This is a genomic window from Endozoicomonas sp. PH6C, from assembly GCF_059322965.1.
Genome location: NZ_CP185342.1, coordinates 1,740,446 through 1,759,103, shown reverse-complemented (window position 1 = coordinate 1,759,103; position 18,658 = coordinate 1,740,446). Strand labels below are relative to the sequence as shown.

The window sequence follows — 18,658 nt, the reverse complement described above, 5'->3', positions numbered from 1 at the left end:
CGGAACTGTTTCAACAACCCTGGATATGACACCCGTAAACAACGGACCTGGTGAAATAACAACTGTATGACTAGCATGACCCCGGAATCTCGTTACCAGCAGGACTTAAAGAAAGACAGCTTCAGCTATGACCCGGCTCAGGAAGCAGCGGTTCAGCATCTCCAGCGTCTTTTTGATCAGCTGACCGCTGAAGCTCCCCGCAACTCCCTGCTCAGGCGCATCAACCCTTTTGCCGGCAAAGAATTCCATACTGTTCGTGGACTCTACTTCTGGGGAGGCGTTGGCCGGGGCAAAACCTATCTGATGGACACCTTTTATGACTGCCTCCCGTTCTCCGAGAAAAAACGCATGCACTTTCACCACTTCATGCGCTGGGTTCACGGTGAACTGAAAAAGCTGTCCGGAGAAAAAAACCCCCTGGATAAAGTGGCAGAAATACTGGCTGCCGAAACACGGGTCATCTGCTTTGACGAGTTCTTTGTCTCAGACATCACCGACGCTATGCTTCTGGGTGGACTCTTTGAGCAACTTTTTCAAAGGGGCATTACACTGGTGGCCACTTCCAACGTGGTACCCGATCAACTCTATAAAGACGGCTTACAAAGAGCCCGATTCCTGCCAGCCATTGACCAGATAAAAGAGCATACCCTGGTGATCAACGTTGATGGTGGCACCGACTATCGCCTGCGCCTGCTGGAAAAGGCAGACACTTACTTCAGCCCTCTGGGAGCGGAAGCTGATCTGCACTTGCAGAAAACATTCGATGACCTTGCACCAGACATCAGCCACTGCAGGGAAGCCGACGTCATTGAGATAGCGGGCCGAGCCATCAACAGCGAACGCACCTGCGAAGACATAGGCTGGTTTAGTTTCGGGGCACTCTGTGACGGTCCAAGAAGCCAGAACGACTACATAGAGCTGGCCTGCCTTTACCAAACCGTCATTCTCGAAAATGTACCCCAGATGGGCGAGAAGAAAGACGATCAGGCCAGACGTTTCATCAATCTGGTGGACGAATTCTATGACCGCAACGTCAAGCTCATTCTGACCGCTGCAACGCCCTTGCCTGAACTCTATACCTCCGGCAGGCTGAACTTTGAATTCCAGCGCACCATCAGTCGTCTGCAAGAGATGCAATCCAGAGAATACCTGTCGCAACCGCACGACCCGATTTTGTCATAAAACAGAGTATTGGGCTCAAACGAGCATGCCCCCGAGCCATGCATTTTGAGCCTGAAACCAGTCCGGGCATAGCTGTCATGCATAACTGAATTTCCTGACTATACTCCCCTCCCGGAAAGACATCGAAAAGCCACTGAGGCAACAGATAGCAAGCTGCCATCTATGTTGTCTTCTGTCTGGTTTTGAATGCGATCAGGACAGCCATAACGTGAAGGAATGTATTAATTTAATACGCTACAACAATGCATCAGATGTCTTTCTTACACATACACCATGCAAGCTTTTTATTAGCGCCACGACCTGTTCCCGGAAAAGCAACGTGAGATTTGCGAGAGCATTGATTGCTGATTACCGGGTGGAGGTTTGATTTATTTTTTGTCAGGGGAAGAAATGTTGTGAGTGAATTATCTACAACCCGGTCTATCGATGGCAAATCGGCAACCGGGGCAAGGTCGCCTTTTGTCCCAAAAGAATTAATGATTCCCTTTGTATTGCTGGTCAGTTGTTTTGCCTTATGGGGGCTGGCACATAACATGACCGATGTTCTCATCGCCCAGTTCCGTAAGGTCTTCACCTTAAGCGATGCTCAATCCAGCCTGGTGCAGACCGCCTTCTACGGTGCTTACTTTTGCCTGGCCCTTCCTGCCGCCATCTACATAAAAAAGTTTTCTTACAAATCCGGTGTGCTGCTTGGAATGGGTCTGTTTGCATTTGGCGCCTTGCTGTTTTACCCAGCCAGCCAGACTATGCAATATTCCCACTTTCTGGCAGCCCTGTTTGTACTGGCTGGCGGACTTTCCATTCTGGAGACCAGTGCCAACCCTTACATTATTGCCATGGGGCCACAAGAGACCGCTACCCAGAGATTGAACCTCGCCCAGTCCTTCAACCCTTTAGGTTCAATTGTCGGGGTCCTGATCGGGAAATTCTATATCCTGAGCCAGCTCAACCCGGCTTCAGTCGCAGAGCGGGTAGCAATGCCGGTTGCCCAGCTGGAGGCCATCCAGTCCCGGGAATTAATGGCTGTTATGGAGCCATACATAGTGACGGCTGCCATCATTCTGGGAGGCTGTCTGTCTATAGCGCTCTGTAAAATGCCAAAAGCGGCAGATGCTTGCGAAGCATACAGCTATTCAAAATCCTTTAGCCGTCTCTTCAAAAAGAAAATATTTATCCGTGGAGTACTGGGGCAGTTTCTTTACATGGGGGCGCAAATTGGCTGCTGGTCATGGACAATTCGTTATGTCATGAATAATGTCGGAGGCACCGAGGCAGAAGCATCAACCTATTACCTCTATTCAATCCTGTTATTCAGTGGCAGTCGCTTCCTTTGTACCTCTCTGATGCGCTATATCGAACCTGCCAATTTACTGGGGGGGCTTGCCACTGTTGCGGCAGTTATGACTATCGTTGTAATGATGAGCGCTGGCTATGCTGGCATTTACGCTCTGGTGGTGATCTCCGGATGCATGTCACTGATGTTTCCTACCATTTACGGCCTCTCTGTAGCTGGGCTGGGTAAGGACACTCAGCTAGGTGGCAGCTGCCTGATTATGGCCATTCTTGGTGGCGCGGTGCTCACCGCGATAATGGGGCGGATTTCAGATATGGCGGGGATTGGCTGGGCCTTTATTATTCCGCTGATCGGATTTACTTACCTCACATGGTTTGGTCTCAAAGGGAGCAAAGCCTGATTTCATGGTGAAAAGTTTCTGGCAGGTTGCAATGGCTGCACCTGCCAGTTTGCTGAAGCTTAGCTCAGAGTGACTCTTCGATCCCATATGGTTTTTGCAAAAGGTTCATAAATCAGACAGCGAATATACCTCACAGAACTCCGTACTTGCTTTACCCGTTTGAGCGGATAAAAGCAGTAGCCTTCAGTACGCTCTCTTTTCAAAACAACCCGGGTCGTGGATGGAATGTGCCAGTACATGAATCGTTGTCTGACAATATTCATGGAAGAATCTCCTGAGAGAGAGAAGGCGTCCCTTCCAATGCAACAGGCATTCCGTGTTCTGCGTTTGAAAGAAACATTAGTCCTCTTCTCCCTATTGGGAAAGTTCCTGACAAAATGCTCCCGAATTATTTACTTTTTCGGTGCTCTCGAATCTTCGAGTAGAGCTTACAAGGCAGTCAAAAGGTATCTCATAATATTTCCAAGTGACTTATTTAATCGACAGACACTAGTCTGAACTATCGCAGGTAACGGTCAATTATATTCTGAATCTCACTGACTTGAATATCTGACTGCTCCGTTTTGCTATAGAGGGTTACCAAAATAATATCTTTTTGGGCTTTCAGATAGTAAATGACTCGATAACCACCGCTTTTGCCTCGCTTCGTATCCTTGTTTCTTATCCTGACTTTATACAAAACGGCTCCGGACACCTGAAGTCTGTCGCCGGGTGTTTGACCCGCTGCCAACTTATGAAGAAGCGGTTCCAGGTCTTCTCGAAGACTGCGGTATTTTTTTAATAACCTGCTCAGTGAGCGTTTGAATTCTGGTGTGTATTGGAGCTTTATCAATGCTCAAGACCTTGCCACAGGTCCTCTATGGGCTTGAGGTCGTTTTCAGTTATTTCTTTCCAGCCTTTTTCAAACGAATTTTCTGCACTATCGAAGGCAACACTCTCACGAAAACTATGAACAATAGTCAACAGTGCCGGCAGGAATTCAGGAGGTACTTGCTTTATCTCACTCAGCAACCTCTTTTGCACATTTGTTTCATTTTTACTTTCTTTCATGGTCGACCAACTCGGTGATAAAAATGGAAGAATCTCCTGAGAGAGGTGGCGTCCCTTCCGACACTGTAGGCAATCCATGCTCTGCACTTGAGAGAAACATTAGCCCTCTCCCTCTTAAGGAAGTTCCCTACAAAAATACACCAGAATTACTTACTTTTCCGGTGCTCTCGAATCTGGTCGTAAGCCGCCTGGATTTCCTGGGTTTTCTGCTTGGCAACTTCCATCATCTCTTCGGGCAGACCTTTGGCCACCAGCTTGTCTGGATGGTGCTGACTCATCAGCTTGCGGTAGGCTCTTTTCACTTCACTGTCTGTCGCAGAAGACTCAACCCCCAGCACTTCATAAGCTTTGGAGAGACTTTTCCCACTGTCTGGACGTGCCCAGCCGCCACCCTGATGCCCCCCGGCATGATAATAAGCTCTCTGAGCCTGAAACCTTTTGTGAAGCAACTCAAAACTGATCTTGCTGACACCCAGTTGATCACATACCTGTTTGAAAACAACCCGCTCAGCCTGAGTCAGGCTGCCATCAGCGTATGCAGCCTGCAGCTGAATTTCAAGAAACAGGGGAAGCAGGGTACTTGAACCTGCGACTTTGCGAAACTCAGCCAGGGCGGCACTGATATCTGCCGAAGGCTGCTTACCCTGGTTAAAAAGATTGATTGCAGCCTCACGCTGATCCGGTGAGAGACGCATCTGATTCATAATGGCCGATGCCATTTCAATCTCATGCTCACTGACTCTACCGTCAGCCTTGGCCAACTTGCCCATCACCAGAAAAGTGGCCTGAAAAAACGCACTCTGGGCGCGCTGACGATTAAAATGCCCCCCGGGACCGCCACCGTGGCGTTGATTGGGATTAATATAATTACGGTTCAACCAGGCGCCCACCAAGCCACCCAAAAACGCCCCGAAAGGTCCTCCAAACACAAAACCGATGAATACACCGATCAGAATTGCCGTCATGTTGCCCTGCTCTGATTTAAATGTCCTTCCAGACTCTGCAAGCGTTCCACTGTGCCGACATCAGTCCAGAGTCCGTGATAATGTTCTCCCGCCACTTTGCCCGAGGCCATTGCATCAATCAACAGGGGTGCGAGTTTAAAGACGCCGGATTTACAATGTGCAAAGAGTTCGGGTGACAATACACTCAGCCCACTGAAAGTCAGCTTGTTCTTACCATCCTTATGAACCCGTCCAAGACTGTCCAGGGCAAAATCACCGACTTTCTTGAAGTCAGGATTATCCACCAACACCAGGTGAGCTAAGTCCTTGGGTGTATCTGGTAAAGACTGGAAATCAAAGTCAGTATAAACATCGCCATTGACCAGCAGGAAAGGATCATCCCCCAGCAGCGGCAACGCCTTGAACACGCCACCACCTGTTTCCAGAGGCTCAGACTCCGCTGAATATTCAATATTCAAGCCCCATTGGCTGCCTTTGCCCAAAGCCGCAACCAGTTTTTCTCCCAGCCAGGCATGATTGATTACTATGTCTGTGAAGCCAGTCTCCGAGAGCTTTTCCAGATGATGTACTATCAGTGGTTTACCTGCCACTTCCACCAGTGGCTTGGGTTTTTCCAAAGTCAGTGGCCTGAGTCTTTTTCCCAGGCCGGCAGCCAGAATCATTGCTTTCACTGTTCAGTCTCTTTCCGTGTAGCTGTAATACAATCTTTAAGAATCGGTGCCACAGACTGCTTGAGCCATTTGGCATGAAAATCCAGCTCCTGATAACGTTCACAAACATCCATGACATAAGCAAAGGTCATTGGTATCTCTGGCAGGTACTGAGGCTTGTTATCCCGGAACCAGAGTCGGGAGAATATTCCAAGACACTTGAGGTGTCGCTGCAATCCAATCCAGTCAAACCATTTAAGGCTGGTTTCAAAGTTCACATCTTTCAACTGAGGGTGAGACTTGATAAACATCTTTAACCAACTCTCCACCTTGTCTCTGGGCCAGCTGATATAACAATCTTTCAGCAAAGAAACAGCGTCATACAACACGGGACCATGAAGGGCTCCCTGAAAATCAATGACCCCCAGGTTCCCTTGCGAGAGCACCATCAGGTTTCTGGAATGAAAGTCACGGTGAACGACCCCTTTGGGTTGTTGCAAAGCTGTCTCGGTAAGCAGTTCAAACAGCTGGTTGAGTTGCCTGCCGGTAGTGCCTTCAATATCCAACCCCAGCAATTCTTTCAGAAACCATTGGGGATAGATTTCCAGCTCTGTCATCAACAGTTCACGGCTATAAGGGGGGAGTGTGTCAGGCTTACAGGTCTGGATTTGCAAAATAATATCCAGCGCTTTTCCATAAAACTCGTCAGCACTGCTATCATTGAGGGCCTGAAGCAACAGGGTGTCGCCAAAGTCATCCACCAGCATAAAGCCTGACTGATAATCAACCGAGTGTACATCTGGCACAGAGACTCCCTGAGCCTTGAGCAAACCCGCAACGGCAACAAAAGCACGGGAGTCTTCAGTCTCTGGTGGAGCGTCTACTGCCAGCAATGAGCCTTCAGGGAGTTGCAATCGATAATAATTTCTGAAGCCGGCATCACCACCCACAGGAATCATTTGGGCAGCCCGGTCGAGTGTAGCCTGGACCGGCGTTAAAGCCTTGTACGCCCAATGCTTTAATTGCTGCAGACGATCGTTTGGAGAGGGTGTCACTTGCTTTACATGTCCTGTGTTGATTGAGAGGCCACCTACAGATTCAGAGGCTCCATTGCTTATGCCTCTTTTACTCTTGAATGTCTATGCAATATTCGGACTGAACAACTGAAGGTTTAACATCAAGGTGTTGAAATGTATTGCACTGAAAGACAGAGTAACACAGACTAGTAACAGTGATATAACTGACCCTACTGATTGTTTACTGCATGAGCAATCGGGCTCAGTCATAAATTGTCAACAAGCCATGGAATGCAAAGTCTTCGGGCAAAATCACTGTCCGCCTGAAACAATCAGCCGGACAATAGCTCATGGTAAAAAGCAGATGTTCGCTCTACGATTTCCAGAGGTCTGCCAGCAATTGACAGAGACTGACCTGAACTTTCATGTTTTCAGAACAGCTGGCGATCATGATAACCACACACAAGACCCGAAACACTGCTTTACAGATGCCCTTATTGATAGGAAATGCTGCTTCCGGCAGCAGGTTGAGTAACAAGGTTCTCTGTACGCATGACAGAGCAGATTTAAACCGCCATCAACCATGGCACGCCGTTTTGTCACGCTCCGACATAAACCGGAGTTGTGCAAAAAACCTTCAAACCATGGTAACAAGAACGGCACGGGAAAGTTGAGCTCATGGAGAAATACCCTCTACCTTTCAAACCGGCAACATTAACTCTGGCGATTGCTTCCGTGCTGCTTGCCAGCCAACCGACTGTCAGGGTTTATGCCGAATCCACACTATCAGCAGATGATCATTGGAGCTGTAAAGCCAGCCCGGATGGGTCCGGCTGGCACTGTTCTGCCGAGCCGATGGAGCCTGGTGTTATGAATCGGGCGTCTCGCCCCATTGCGCCGGCTGTGACCCAATCCGCTCGAAAGAAAGCCAGCAGTGAAACAGCGACTGTCGTAACCGGCAACAGCCGCGCCAACCTCAGGGAAACGCTAGACTGGGTGCCTGAATCCCAGCTCAGCGAGAATGAACGAAAAGCATTGGATCAGGCAACGCCCTGGTGCACAGGTGACTATTCAGAGCCTGCCCGTCCTGGTAAAAACTTCACGGGCAACTCTGATACAGCACCCATCATTGCCGAATCAGATGAATCCTCTTTTGGTCAAAATGACATAGGAACTCTTACCGGCAACGTCTCTATCAGACAGGGCAATCGTCAGATCCAGAGTGATACGGCCAGAATGAATCGCGCTACCAACTATGCCGAGTTCGAAGGCAACGTGGTCTACCGTGAGCCTGGCACCCTGCTGGTAGGTGATTACGCTGATATGCTGCTCGATAGTGGCCGGGCTACCATCAGGAATGCCAGTTACGCCATGCATGGAGCCCATGCCAGAGGGAACTCCGAACAAATCATTCGCAACGAAGACTCTACACTGGTGCTCGAAGATGCCTCTTACACCACCTGCCGCCCCGGTGATGAAAGCTGGCTGCTAACTGGCAGTAATGTCACTCTTGACCCCAATACCGGTTTTGGTTCAGCGCGAAATGCTGTTATTCGGGTCGAAGGGCTACCCATTTTCTATGCCCCCTACATGTACTTCCCCATTGATGATCGTCGTCAATCCGGCTTTCTGTACCCGACAATAGGCTCAGACAGTGAAAACGGCATCGACTTTACCCTGCCCTATTACTGGAATATTGCCCCGAATTACGATGCCACCATCACGCCTCGCATTTTGTCCAGGCGTGGCCTGCTGCTGGAAAACCAATTCCGCTATATGAATGCAAGCGGAGAAGGTGAAGCAGGTATTGCCGGGCTAACCAGTAAGGACAAGCTGGAAAAAGAAAACCCCTATTACGATCAGGAACGCTGGCTGGCCAATGTGCGTTATAAACAGCGTTTTTCTGAACGTTGGACGGCAGAGCTCGACTATGCCGACGCCAGTGACAAAAATTATATTGAAGACTTTGGTACCAATCTAAACCTGTCCAGTTCTGGTCCGTTGAATCAGAAGATAGGCACCCAATACCTGGGCGGCAGTACTTACAATAACTGGACCTTCAGTCTCAATGCTCACCAGTTCAAGAACATGAGTCAGACGGCTGATGACCCCTATAACAAACTTCCACAGCTGGTCTTCAGTGGTAACTGGCAAGCAGGAGAAACATTGCAGGTCAATTACCTGGCGGATTACACCCAGTTCAGTCGGGATAAAGACTGGCGCTTCGTCAGAGAGATTCAGCATCCGGACTTTGGTGATCCGGATATCAGAGAAAGTGTTTACGACGAAGGCTACGGTATCAAAAAAGCCGAAGGGGGTCGGGCCTTCGGTCAGGCAGGTGTCAGCTACCCAATGAAGACCATTTGGGGCTTCCTGACACCTGAAGTAAAGGTTCGAAGTGTTAACTACAGCCTCAGCAATCTGGTGGCAAGTGAAGTGATCAACGACCTTCAGGGAGCCTATGGTCAATCTGTCATCGACCCGAATGATTTTACCAAATCTCCGAATACCACAGCGGCTTCCTTCAGCCTGGATAGTGGCCTCTACTTTGAGCGCTTTACCAACCTGTTCGGTACTGACTTCACAAACACTCTGGAGCCCAGGGCCAAGTACCTTTATGTGCCTTATGTCGAGAATCAGGAATACAACCCGATTTTCGACACCGCCGCCATGGGCTTCACCTACGGTTCTCTGTGGCTCGATAACCGCTTCAGTGGCTATGATCGTATTGGCGATGCCAACCAGCTCTCTCTGGGTGTTACCACCCGCCTGATTGAAGACGATGGTTTTGAACGGATGCGTTTTGGTATTGGCCAGATTGTCTATTTCCAGGATCGCAAAGTCTACATAGCCAACAATTTAGGCTACGAGAAAGTTCCGGCTGAGGACATTGATGAAAACTTTGTCGCCATGGATGAAAGACTCAAAAGTGAACTGACCGATCCAACCTCTCCCCTGGCATCGGAATTCATCTACAATTTCAATCGCACAATGAGTGTGAGACAGGATTTCTCCTGGAATACCAACGAAAATCGTCTGGACAACTATGGTCTCTACTATCGTTGGCAGCCTGAACAGCGCAAGACTCTGAACCTCGGTTTCCGTTTCAGGGATCAGGTTGATCGCTATGTTCAAGACAAAGATGGACAAAATATTCAGATCGGCACCGACCAGAATGGCAATCCAATCTTTGAAACTGCTGATAACAACGTGAAGCAGACCGACCTGTCCTTTGCCTGGCCGATCCCCGCAACCACTAGTTGGGTTGGTCTGGGTCGCTGGCAATATGATTTAACCAACAAAAGGAACCTGGAGAGTCTTGCGGGCGTCGAATACAACAGTTGCTGTTATCAGGTTCGATTTTTCTGGCGTTCATGGATCGAAACAGACGATAATATCGACCACCCTGATCCGAAGAGCGGTGTTTTCTTCCAGTTCATCTTGCGTGGACTGGGTAATATCACTGGCAGCTCCGGAACGGAATACTTGCAAGGTATCCAAGGTTACGAGATTCACGAGAAGTAATGATGACGGGATTGAAGAGTCTATTCTTTGCCGCCTGCTGCACCCTTGCAGTAGTCGGCGGTACGGCTAACGCCAAGTCGCTACCATTGGATCGCATTGTTGCCGTCGTCGACAAAGACGTGGTGATGGAAAGCGAGCTGAACAACCGTATCGAAGCTGTTCAGCGTCAGTTGAACAGTCGGGATATTCCCATGCCTCCTGACAACATCCTCAAGAAGCAGGTGCTCGACCAGCTGATTCTTGAAAACCTGCAACTGCAGATGGGTCAGCGCGGTGGAATCCGAATTGATGACTGGGCTTTGAATGACGCCATCAGTAAAATCGCCAAGCGAAACGGTATGTCTGTTGAAGCCTTCAAGAAAAATCTTGAATCAGGCGGCCTGTCTTACGCCGCTGCCCGGGAAGAAATTCGTCGCGAGATGATCATCAACCGGGTGCGTCAACGCCAGATTGCCGAGCGTATCCAGATCAGCGAGCAGGAAGTGGACAACTTCCTCAAGTCGCCGGAAGGACAGGCCAGCATGCAAGTTGAATATCGTCTGGGCCATATTCTCATTGCCACGCCAGACAATCCGACACCTGATCAGGTTCGGGAAGCTGAAAAGAAAGCCAACAATATTGCTATTCAGCTTGACAGGGGTGCCAACTTTTCCGAAATGGCGCTCAGCTACTCCGGCGGCCAGAACGCTTTAAATGGTGGCGATCTGGGCTGGCGCTCTGCTGATCAGCTGCCAACTCTTTTTGCTGAACAGGCGTTGAAGATGACAGACGGAGAAGTATCTGCACCAATTCGCAGCCCTGGTGGCTTTCATATCTTCAAACTGATCGACACTCGTGGTAACGAGAAGCATATGGAACATCAGATACACGTTCGTCATATTCTGATCAAGCCCAACGAAATTCGCAGCGATCTTGAAGCGCAGATGCTTGCCAAGAGCCTCTATGACCGAATTGAGAAAGGTGAAGATTTTTCTGAGCTGGCCAAGGCTTATTCTGACGACACTGGCTCAGCTCTCAATGGCGGAGACCTGAACTGGGTTTCTCCCAAGACTCTGGTTCCGGAATTCCAGAAAGCCATGAAAGAAACGCCTGAAAAAGTAGTCAGCGACCCCTTCAAGAGTTCATACGGCTGGCACGTTCTGCAGGTATTGGGTAAACGTAATTCAGACATCAGCGACAAGGTCCGCAGAAACAAAGTGCGTGAAATTCTGGGCAACCGCAAGTTTGAAGAAGAGCTTCAGGTGTGGCTACGTGAAATCAGAGATCAGAGCTACATAGACATACGACTCTGAGACATCCCGAGAAGAATAACGCCCCGGTTTTCCGGGGCGTTGTTTTTTTTGTAGACTCTCTTTTGTGGCACACACTCTATTTTTCATGGCTCATGGCTGACTTATGACACGCAACACACTGCCCAGACTGATCATTACCTCCGGCGAGCCTGCGGGCATCGGACCCGACCTCTGCCTGCAACTGGCTTACCAGAATTTGCCAGTGCAAACAGTGGTCGCTGCCGATCCTGAGCTTCTGGCGCAGCGTGCAGACACTCTGGGAATGGATATAACCTTTGAATTATTCAACCCTGATGAAAAAGAACCTGCCAGAGAAGGAACTCTTCTGGTTGCCCCTGTATCCCTGACCAAACCCTGCTCAGCCGGACAGCTGGATGAAGCCAACAGCCCCTACGTTCTGGAAATGCTGAGCTATGCCATTGAAGGCTGTCAAAACGGTTTGTTCGATGCCATGGTCACCGCTCCTGTCAGCAAGGAAGTGATCAATAACGCAGGTGTTCCTTTCAGTGGCCATACCGAATTTCTAGCCGAAAAAACCAACACTCAAAAAGTCGTTATGATGCTGGCAACCGAAGGCCTCAGGGTCGCTCTGGCCACCACCCACCTGCCACTTAAGGATGTCTCGTCTGCTATCACACAATCTTCTCTGGAAGAAGTCATCAGAATTCTTCACAGGGATATGCTGACAAAATTTACCATCGAGAACCCCAGAATTCTGGTCTGCGGTCTTAACCCTCACGCTGGAGAAGGGGGTCACCTTGGCATGGAAGAAATAGAAACCATTATTCCGGTACTGGATCAGTTAAACCATGAAGGTATGAATCTGATAGGTCCTCTGCCAGCCGACACGCTCTTTAACCCGAGATATCTTGAAAATGCTGACGCTGTTCTGGCGATGTACCATGATCAGGGTTTGCCGGTTCTGAAATACAAAGGCTTTGGTAATGCCGTCAATATTACCCTGGGGCTTCCCGTTATTCGTACCTCTGTCGATCACGGCACGGCTCTGGATCTGGCCGGGACTGGAAAAGCCGATTCGGGCAGCCTGTTTACCGCTATCCGCTATGCTCTCGATATGGTTCACTAGCAGCCTGTCGGACTTAAGCGTCCGTAGCGAGGATTGCAAGAAATTGAGGATAAAAATCTCTGTTTCTGAGGAGAATAGCGAGCTATTTGACGAAGAAACAGAGATTTTTAGACCAATTTATTGCAACCGCAGTAGGACAGTCTTAAGTCCGACAGGCTGCTAGGAGCCTGACCGAGAATAGCGCCCGTAGCGAGGACGGCAGAAAATTGAGGATGAAAATTCGGTTTTGTGAGGAGAATAGCGAGCTATTTGACGAACAAAAGCGGATTTTCAGACCAATTTGCTGCCGCCGCACGACTGCATGGATGCAGGAGCTAGAGCAACGCAGGAGCAGTTGCCGCGTAGGGCAGTCTGTTCTCGGTCAGGCTCCTAGCCAAATGGCTTATCTGCCGCTATTATAGCGCCCCCTCTGTTGCTGGTTTAGTTTGTCAAAAGCATGGCTGAAATTCCCTACCACAAGGCCCGTAAACGATTTGGTCAGAACTTTCTGCACGATCACGGTGTCATTCAACGGATTATCCGTTCCATACACCCAAAGGCGGGCGACCGAATTGTGGAAATTGGCCCAGGTCAGGGTGCACTGACCGAATTTCTGCTGGACGCTGCCGGGCAACTGGACGTGGTTGAACTGGACAGAGATCTGATCCCGACTCTGAAGCTCAGGTTTGGCCTGAATCCTGAGTTCAGAATTCACGAAGGAGACGCCCTAAAGTTTGATTTCTCCTCTCTCATTAAAGAGGGTCAAACACTTAGACTGGTGGGCAACCTGCCCTACAACATATCCACCCCCCTGATTTTCCACCTGCTTGAGTTCCAGGGGCTGATCAGCGATATGTACTTTATGTTGCAAAAAGAGGTTGTGGAAAGACTGGCAGCGCAGCCCGGTGAAAAGCACTATGGGCGTTTGGGCATCATGGCCCAGTACTACTGCAAGGTAGACAATCTGTTCGTTGTGGGCCCGGGCTGTTTCAAACCAGCCCCCAAAGTTGACTCAGCCATTGTACGACTTGAGCCTTATAATAAGTTACCTTGCCCGGCGGATGACGTAAACCTTTTGGAAAGGATTGTTCGGGAAGCTTTCCAGCAACGCCGTAAAACCATGCGAAACACTCTGAAAAAGCTGATCTCTGCCGACGCACTCACTGAACTGGGTATTGACCCAGCGAGTCGCCCTGAAACGGTGACGCTGCCCGAGTTTGTTGCCATCGCCAACTATCTGCATACATCTGCCATGAACGACTGAAACAATTGTTCATCACCCTCGGGGATGAACAATTTTTCACCGTGAGAAGCTGCTATTAAATGCTAAACAGCAAGACAGCTTGCATGCCCGCTGCTCACTGAGTTACTACTATTAGCAGGGAAATACAGTTTTCAGTAGTGTGGAGAAGAACCTCCATCCGGCCAACGAAGAAAAGGATATTTTTTCGAGTCGGTCAGAAGCTTATCCTGAAACAGACACCTGATCAGGAAAAGCCTTTGGGCATTTCCACCAGGCATTCCTCAATTTGATGTTAAAAATCAGCAACCTTTATAAGTCATGTATTGCTGTTCCACATTGAAAGGTTCAGGAGATTATAGTTAATGACCGTTTACGCCGTAGGTGATATCCAGGGATGTTACGAACCTCTCAGACGCCTGCTTGACAAAGTCCGTTTCAAGCCTGGCCGTGACCAATTGTGGGTGGCGGGAGATATGGTAAACCGTGGCCCCGACTCACTGGCCACGCTTCGCTACCTGAAAAGTCTCGGTAGCCATTGTACTGCTGTTCTGGGGAACCATGACCTGCACCTGCTAGCTGTTGCTGCACGCGTTCGCCGATCTAAAAGGAAAGACACATTAGCCCCTCTACTCAGCGCCCCTGACCGGGACTCACTGCTTGATTGGTTAAGGTACCGCCCACTGATTCATCATGATAAAAAACGCAAAGTCACCATGGTGCATGCCGGAATTCCCCCGATCTGGACTCTGAAGCAGGCCTGCCTTTATGCAGGCAAGCTGGAAAAAGCCCTTCAGGGAGAAAACTATCAGGAGTTTCTTCAGTTTTTATTCAAATCAGACTCCATCAGCTCTATGGAAGAGGCCTATACCCGTCGAGCTCGTCTCAAACTGACCGCAGCCTACCTGACACGGATGCGTTTTTGTGACCAATACGGTCGGCTTGACCTCGATAACAAGACAGCATCTGCCACAGAGACATTCGCCCCCTGGTACAGCTTTCCTGACAGCCCGGTCTACAAGGAACGTATTATTTTTGGTCACTGGGCCGCCCTGGAAGGCAACAGTCAGCGAAAAAAAATCCATGCTCTTGATACCGGTTGCGTCTGGGGACGCTGCCTCACTGCCCTGAACCTGGACGACTACACTACCACCTCAGTAGACTGCTGCTATGAGGATGAATGAAATGGCTAAGAGAAGTTTGTTGAACACTTTGGGCCCTTAAGTACTCAACCATACGAAGTCATATTTTCTGACTTTTTGTTCAGGCACTCGCGGCAACTGCTCCTGCGTTGCTCTAGCTCCTGCATCCATGCAGTCGTGATGCGTTGCAACTCTGGTCACATAGCTTGCTATGTTCCCGTCGTTGCGCCTTGCAGAGCACCTGCCCAGTAAGCCAGAAATATTCGATTCCGTATGACTGAGTACTTAGCGCCTTCTTTTGAAATTCTGACTTTGCTCGGAACGCCCGGTATTGTGTTCTCTTTTTTGGTGCTTCAAAAGAGCCTCATGATTCATACAGACTACCCCGCATCCACAGGTTACTGGATCGTAGTCGTCTGCCCCCCAGGCATCACCTGTAAAGATTGCCTCTGGATGCAGCGTGCAGCTATTTGTTGGGTCATCCATCGTAAACGTAAATTTAAATGTATGAGGTTGCTCAAAGGGTTGTGTTTCTGCCATCTCATGATCATAACAAGTGTGGGTCGTCGAATTCTCCAGAGGACCCAGCGACCAATCAGCTGGCTCGCTAATATCGATTATTTGAGGGAGTTTACAGACGCCTGCGCAGGAATCGACAAAACAATTTAAACCCAAAGTATGCTGGGGTTGTCCAGGGCCTTCGTTACCGCCGCCTGAGCCTGAAGACCAAAAGCTGGAAAAAGCTTGGGGGGTTGCTGTTCCTGAGGCTTGCTGACTGGAGGACGATGCTTCTGCTGATGGCGCTTTTTGTTGTTGACTGTGACCAGGAAGCATCATAGTGGTGACCGCAAACGGGTCACCCTGAGTTGCCTCCAGTTGACCCAACGATTTATAGAACGGTGAATCGGCGTTCCAACAGCTTTTCAAAAGCGCGCCTACAGCAGCAAGTGCTTCTGCAGTCAGCCGTGAGTAGGGTTTAGAGTCAGGGGTGCCATTGGTGGTCAGAACCAGTTCGTAAGCAACCAGCAGATTAGTAGCGTAAATCAGTTGCCACGAAATCGACTCAATAAAAGACGTTTTCACTCCGTAACCGCCAAGACTGAATGCTTCGTTATCAGTTGGCAAATTTGATCCTGAATCGGCGTCGACACCGTATGACGGCTTGTCAGACAATCCATGCTCGCCAGACTCTATGGAAAAGCTCTCGCCCGGATAAACGCCACTCTGTTCAAACTCGACAACAAAACTTCCTTTCAATGATCTGGCCTGACAAATCACAGACAGAGAGAGCATCAGCAACAGCAGTGCCAAAGAGAGTGGTTTTTTCAAAATTTTTTCCTTACATCTGTTTTGTGTTTTATGTCTTCTGTCTTGTGTTTTTGATTTATTAGATTGGAAAAGTAGACAAAGAAAGTGATAGTTCAAGAAAGCAAGCGTATTTTTCTGTCAAAAACCAAAGGTTTCACTGGTAAAAAAAACCTCTGCGGCAAACCCGCTACAGCAGAATAGTCACCGGCTTTTTACAACCGTTCTGAAGACTTCTGTCATCTTTTTGTGATTTTGTTTTCTACTTCCTATAAAGTTTCCCTAAGGTCTCGTACAATACTCGCCGACAAAGCCATTAGCGCTATAATGAACCCCCTATAGCGAACTCCGTTAACAGCGGTTCAGCGCCATTGCATCGCGGTGGCTCAACAAGAATGATAAAAGAAGCTACGGAACTGGCTAGATATGGCACGAAAACCAACAAAAACAGCCACATTCGTCTGGGAAGGTAAGGACAAGAGTGGACGGAAGGTCAAGGGAGAAATCCAGAGTGGTAGTATTGCCCTGGTCAAGGCCGAACTCCGTAAGCAGGGAATCAGCACCACAAAAGTCAGAAAAAAAGGTATGTCACTGGGCACAAAGGGCGGCAAGATCAAGCCCATGGACATTGCCCTGTTTACCCGCCAGCTCGCTACCATGATGAAAGCAGGTGTACCCCTGCTTCAGGCTTTTGATATTACCTCTGACGGCATCGAAAAGCCTGCCATGAAAGATCTCATTGGCAAAATCAAGAATGATGTTGCCGGTGGTTCCACCCTGGCCGACGCTCTGAGAAACCATCCCATTCATTTTGATGACCTCTATTGCAACCTGGTCGCTTCCGGTGAGCAGTCAGGCTCTCTGGAGTCACTGCTGGACAGAATCGCCACCTACAAAGAGAAGACCGAGGCCCTCAAGGCAAAAATCAAAAAAGCAATGAAATACCCCATCGCAGTCGTGGGTGTTGCGATGATCGTAACCGGTATTCTGCTGGTCTATGTAGTGCCTCAGTTTGAGGAAGTATTCCAGGGGTTTGGAGCCGAGTTGCCTGCCTTTACCCAGCTGGTTATCGGTATCTCTGAAGTGGTTCAGAGTTCATGGCATCTGGCGATAGCCGTTCTTGTCGCCTTCGGATTCCTGTTCAAAAAACTGTTGCAGAAGTCCAAAGCAACCAGAGACAAAATGGATCGAATCACCCTCAAGATCCCGGTGATTGGTGTTATTCTTGATAAATCAGCGGTAGCCCGATTTGCCAGGACTTTATCGACGACGTTTGCCGCCGGTGTCCCCCTGGTGGACGCCCTCGATTCGGTTGCCGGTGCTGCAGGTAACGTCGTCTATTTCGATGCTACCCAACGGATCAAGGAAGACGTATCCAGCGGTCAGCAACTCCAATTTGCCATGAGAAACTCCGGCATATTCCCTGCCATGGCCGTTCAGATGGTGTCGATTGGTGAAGAATCCGGCGCTCTGGATGAAATGCTCGATAAGGTTGCTACCTTTTACGAAGACGAAGTCGACAACATGGTAGATGGACTGACCAGTTTGATGGAACCTTTGATCATGTCGGTTCTTGGTGTGCTGGTTGGTGGTCTTATTATTGCCATGTACTTGCCTATCTTCCAGTTGGGGTCTGTGGTCTAACCAACGGCTGGCAGTGAGGACATAGATCGTCCACTGCCTTTCCTTCGAGCCAACCACATGTTCCTCCTGATTATTGACCGTTAATACACTAAGCCCCTGGAAACAGAAAAATACCTATCTTGCTGCTGGGTTCTGGCAGGGCTTTTTTTTCTGGTCTGGATTGTCATGAACTCCATCCACATGAAAGCTGGTGCCATCCAGATTTAATGCCTTGCAAGGAAGTTTCAGATGATTGACGACCTTGACGGCCAGATTGAGATACAAGTCGCTAACACCAGCGTCGTACAAACTGTCGAGAGCCCGACCAAGTACCTTGTCGTTCAAGTGTTCAGCCTGTATACCTTCCCCGATAAGGAGGTCAATCGGTTTATCCTCAAAAAACTCAGGGAGCATGTACAGAGTTTGCCCCGTAAAGCCCATGCCATTGATGATCATTGCAACTACAGCTTGTCCAATAGTGACATTACGAACATCGGAGTCATTTGTGATACGGGCATCAATATATTCGGCTATCTTAACTTCCGACACATAGCGGCAACCAAGCCAAGGTGGTTGAGGTTCTTAGACTGGTATTGAGCTTGAGACATGTTGGTGTACCTGAATGTCTGTTTATTTCTTTGACAACAGATTTTAGGTAAATATCAATCGGGGTGATGAAAGGCAGCTACAGCATGTTAAGTACTCAACCATACGAAATCATATTTTCTGACTTATTGTTCAGGCACTCTGACTGCGTTGCTACTCTGGTCGCATAGCTTGCTATGTTCCCGTTGTTGCGCCTTGCAGAGCACCTGCCCAATAAGCCAGAAATATTCGATTCCGTATGGCTGAGTACTTATGGTGGATTAAACTACCGACACGAAAATAGTGGATCCTGCTCAATTTGG

Annotated in this window: 14 protein-coding genes and 1 pseudogene; 8 read left to right on the top strand and 7 right to left on the bottom strand. The window is 49.0% G+C overall.

Annotation, left to right across the window (positions count from 1 at the left end):
• Positions 1–75: 75 nt before the first annotated feature.
• Together zapE and fucP are read left to right on the top strand one after the other, a co-directional pair.
• Positions 76–1,182, top strand: a complete 1,107-nt coding sequence (zapE, locus tag ACOMG9_RS06905; RefSeq protein WP_448218621.1) for a cell division protein ZapE — start codon at positions 76–78, stop codon at positions 1,180–1,182.
• 395 nt (positions 1,183–1,577) lie between these two features.
• Positions 1,578–2,876, top strand: coding sequence for an L-fucose:H+ symporter permease (gene fucP, locus ACOMG9_RS06900; RefSeq protein WP_448216369.1), 1,299 nt, complete (start codon positions 1,578–1,580; stop codon positions 2,874–2,876).
• Positions 2,877–3,375: 499 nt separating this feature from the next.
• Here fucP and ACOMG9_RS06895 read toward each other — a convergent pair whose 3' ends face one another.
• The 5 genes from ACOMG9_RS06895 to ACOMG9_RS06875 all read right to left on the bottom strand — a co-directional run bounded on the left by ACOMG9_RS06895 (position 3,376) and on the right by ACOMG9_RS06875 (position 6,596).
• The gene (locus tag ACOMG9_RS06895; protein ID WP_448216368.1) at positions 3,376–3,708 is read right to left on the bottom strand and encodes a type II toxin-antitoxin system RelE/ParE family toxin; all 333 of its coding nucleotides are present in this window, start codon (positions 3,706–3,708) and stop codon (positions 3,376–3,378) included.
• Positions 3,705–3,926 (bottom strand): hypothetical protein, encoded by a 222-nt coding sequence (locus ACOMG9_RS06890; protein WP_448216367.1) that lies wholly within the window; start codon positions 3,924–3,926, stop codon positions 3,705–3,707. Before ACOMG9_RS06890 ends, ACOMG9_RS06895 begins: the two co-directional genes overlap by 4 nt.
• A gap of 146 nt (positions 3,927–4,072) precedes the next feature.
• Positions 4,073–4,891 (bottom strand): co-chaperone DjlA, encoded by an 819-nt coding sequence (gene djlA / locus ACOMG9_RS06885; RefSeq protein WP_448216366.1) that lies wholly within the window; start codon positions 4,889–4,891, stop codon positions 4,073–4,075.
• Positions 4,888–5,553, bottom strand: a complete 666-nt coding sequence (gene murU / locus ACOMG9_RS06880; RefSeq protein WP_448218620.1) for an N-acetylmuramate alpha-1-phosphate uridylyltransferase MurU — start codon at positions 5,551–5,553, stop codon at positions 4,888–4,890. The genes djlA and murU overlap by 4 nt, the downstream gene beginning before the upstream one ends.
• Before the next feature lie 5 nt (positions 5,554–5,558).
• Positions 5,559–6,596, bottom strand: coding sequence for an aminoglycoside phosphotransferase family protein (locus ACOMG9_RS06875; RefSeq protein ID WP_448216365.1), 1,038 nt, complete (start codon positions 6,594–6,596; stop codon positions 5,559–5,561).
• Between the two features lie 639 nt (positions 6,597–7,235).
• Between ACOMG9_RS06875 and ACOMG9_RS06870 the strand changes: the two genes are divergently transcribed.
• From ACOMG9_RS06870 to ACOMG9_RS06850, 5 genes are all read left to right on the top strand, one after another.
• A complete protein-coding gene (locus tag ACOMG9_RS06870; protein ID WP_448216364.1) occupies positions 7,236–10,082 on the top strand; it encodes an LPS-assembly protein LptD in 2,847 nt (948 codons plus the stop codon).
• Complete coding sequence (locus ACOMG9_RS06865; RefSeq protein WP_422412617.1) at positions 10,082–11,374, top strand: peptidylprolyl isomerase; 1,293 nt, start codon at positions 10,082–10,084, stop codon at positions 11,372–11,374. The genes ACOMG9_RS06870 and ACOMG9_RS06865 overlap by 1 nt, the downstream gene beginning before the upstream one ends.
• 103 nt (positions 11,375–11,477) lie before the next feature.
• The gene (pdxA, locus tag ACOMG9_RS06860) at positions 11,478–12,461 is read left to right on the top strand and encodes a 4-hydroxythreonine-4-phosphate dehydrogenase PdxA (RefSeq protein WP_448216363.1); all 984 of its coding nucleotides are present in this window, start codon (positions 11,478–11,480) and stop codon (positions 12,459–12,461) included.
• A gap of 436 nt (positions 12,462–12,897) precedes the next feature.
• Positions 12,898–13,704, top strand: coding sequence for a 16S rRNA (adenine(1518)-N(6)/adenine(1519)-N(6))-dimethyltransferase RsmA (rsmA, locus tag ACOMG9_RS06855; RefSeq protein WP_494529986.1), 807 nt, complete (start codon positions 12,898–12,900; stop codon positions 13,702–13,704).
• 341 nt (positions 13,705–14,045) lie between these two features.
• A complete protein-coding gene (locus ACOMG9_RS06850; protein ID WP_448216362.1) occupies positions 14,046–14,864 on the top strand; it encodes a symmetrical bis(5'-nucleosyl)-tetraphosphatase in 819 nt (272 codons plus the stop codon).
• Between the two features lie 243 nt (positions 14,865–15,107).
• On the opposite strand, the gene ACOMG9_RS06845 is transcribed toward ACOMG9_RS06850, so the two are convergent.
• Positions 15,108–16,151, bottom strand: a complete 1,044-nt coding sequence (locus ACOMG9_RS06845; RefSeq protein ID WP_448216361.1) for a hypothetical protein — start codon at positions 16,149–16,151, stop codon at positions 15,108–15,110.
• A 402-nt stretch (positions 16,152–16,553) separates the two neighbouring features.
• On the opposite strand from ACOMG9_RS06845, the gene ACOMG9_RS06840 reads away from it, so the two are divergent.
• Positions 16,554–17,771, top strand: coding sequence for a type II secretion system F family protein (locus ACOMG9_RS06840; RefSeq protein ID WP_422132974.1), 1,218 nt, complete (start codon positions 16,554–16,556; stop codon positions 17,769–17,771).
• Positions 17,772–17,930: 159 nt separating this feature from the next.
• Here ACOMG9_RS06840 and ACOMG9_RS06835 read toward each other — a convergent pair.
• Positions 17,931–18,358: pseudogene (locus ACOMG9_RS06835) on the bottom strand (DUF4277 domain-containing protein); the annotation flags it as partial.
• Positions 18,359–18,658: the final 300 nt, after the last annotated feature.

Bases quoted from the DNA above. Each gene is read 5' to 3' on its own strand.
- zapE (WP_448218621.1), top strand. From the start codon at position 76: ATGACCCCGGAATCTCGTTACCAGCAGGACTTAAAGAAAGACAGCTTC.
- ACOMG9_RS06870 (WP_448216364.1), top strand. From the start codon at position 7,236: ATGGAGAAATACCCTCTACCTTTCAAACCGGCAACATTAACTCTGGCG.
- ACOMG9_RS06840 (WP_422132974.1), top strand. From the start codon at position 16,554: ATGGCACGAAAACCAACAAAAACAGCCACATTCGTCTGGGAAGGTAAG.
- djlA (WP_448216366.1), bottom strand. From the start codon at position 4,891: ATGACGGCAATTCTGATCGGTGTATTCATCGGTTTTGTGTTTGGAGGA.
- murU (WP_448218620.1), bottom strand. From the start codon at position 5,553: ATGATTCTGGCTGCCGGCCTGGGAAAAAGACTCAGGCCACTGACTTTG.
- pdxA (WP_448216363.1), top strand. From the start codon at position 11,478: ATGACACGCAACACACTGCCCAGACTGATCATTACCTCCGGCGAGCCT.
- ACOMG9_RS06890 (WP_448216367.1), bottom strand. From the start codon at position 3,926: ATGAAAGAAAGTAAAAATGAAACAAATGTGCAAAAGAGGTTGCTGAGT.
- ACOMG9_RS06850 (WP_448216362.1), top strand. From the start codon at position 14,046: ATGACCGTTTACGCCGTAGGTGATATCCAGGGATGTTACGAACCTCTC.
- ACOMG9_RS06865 (WP_422412617.1), top strand. From the start codon at position 10,082: ATGATGACGGGATTGAAGAGTCTATTCTTTGCCGCCTGCTGCACCCTT.
- rsmA (WP_494529986.1), top strand. From the start codon at position 12,898: ATGGCTGAAATTCCCTACCACAAGGCCCGTAAACGATTTGGTCAGAAC.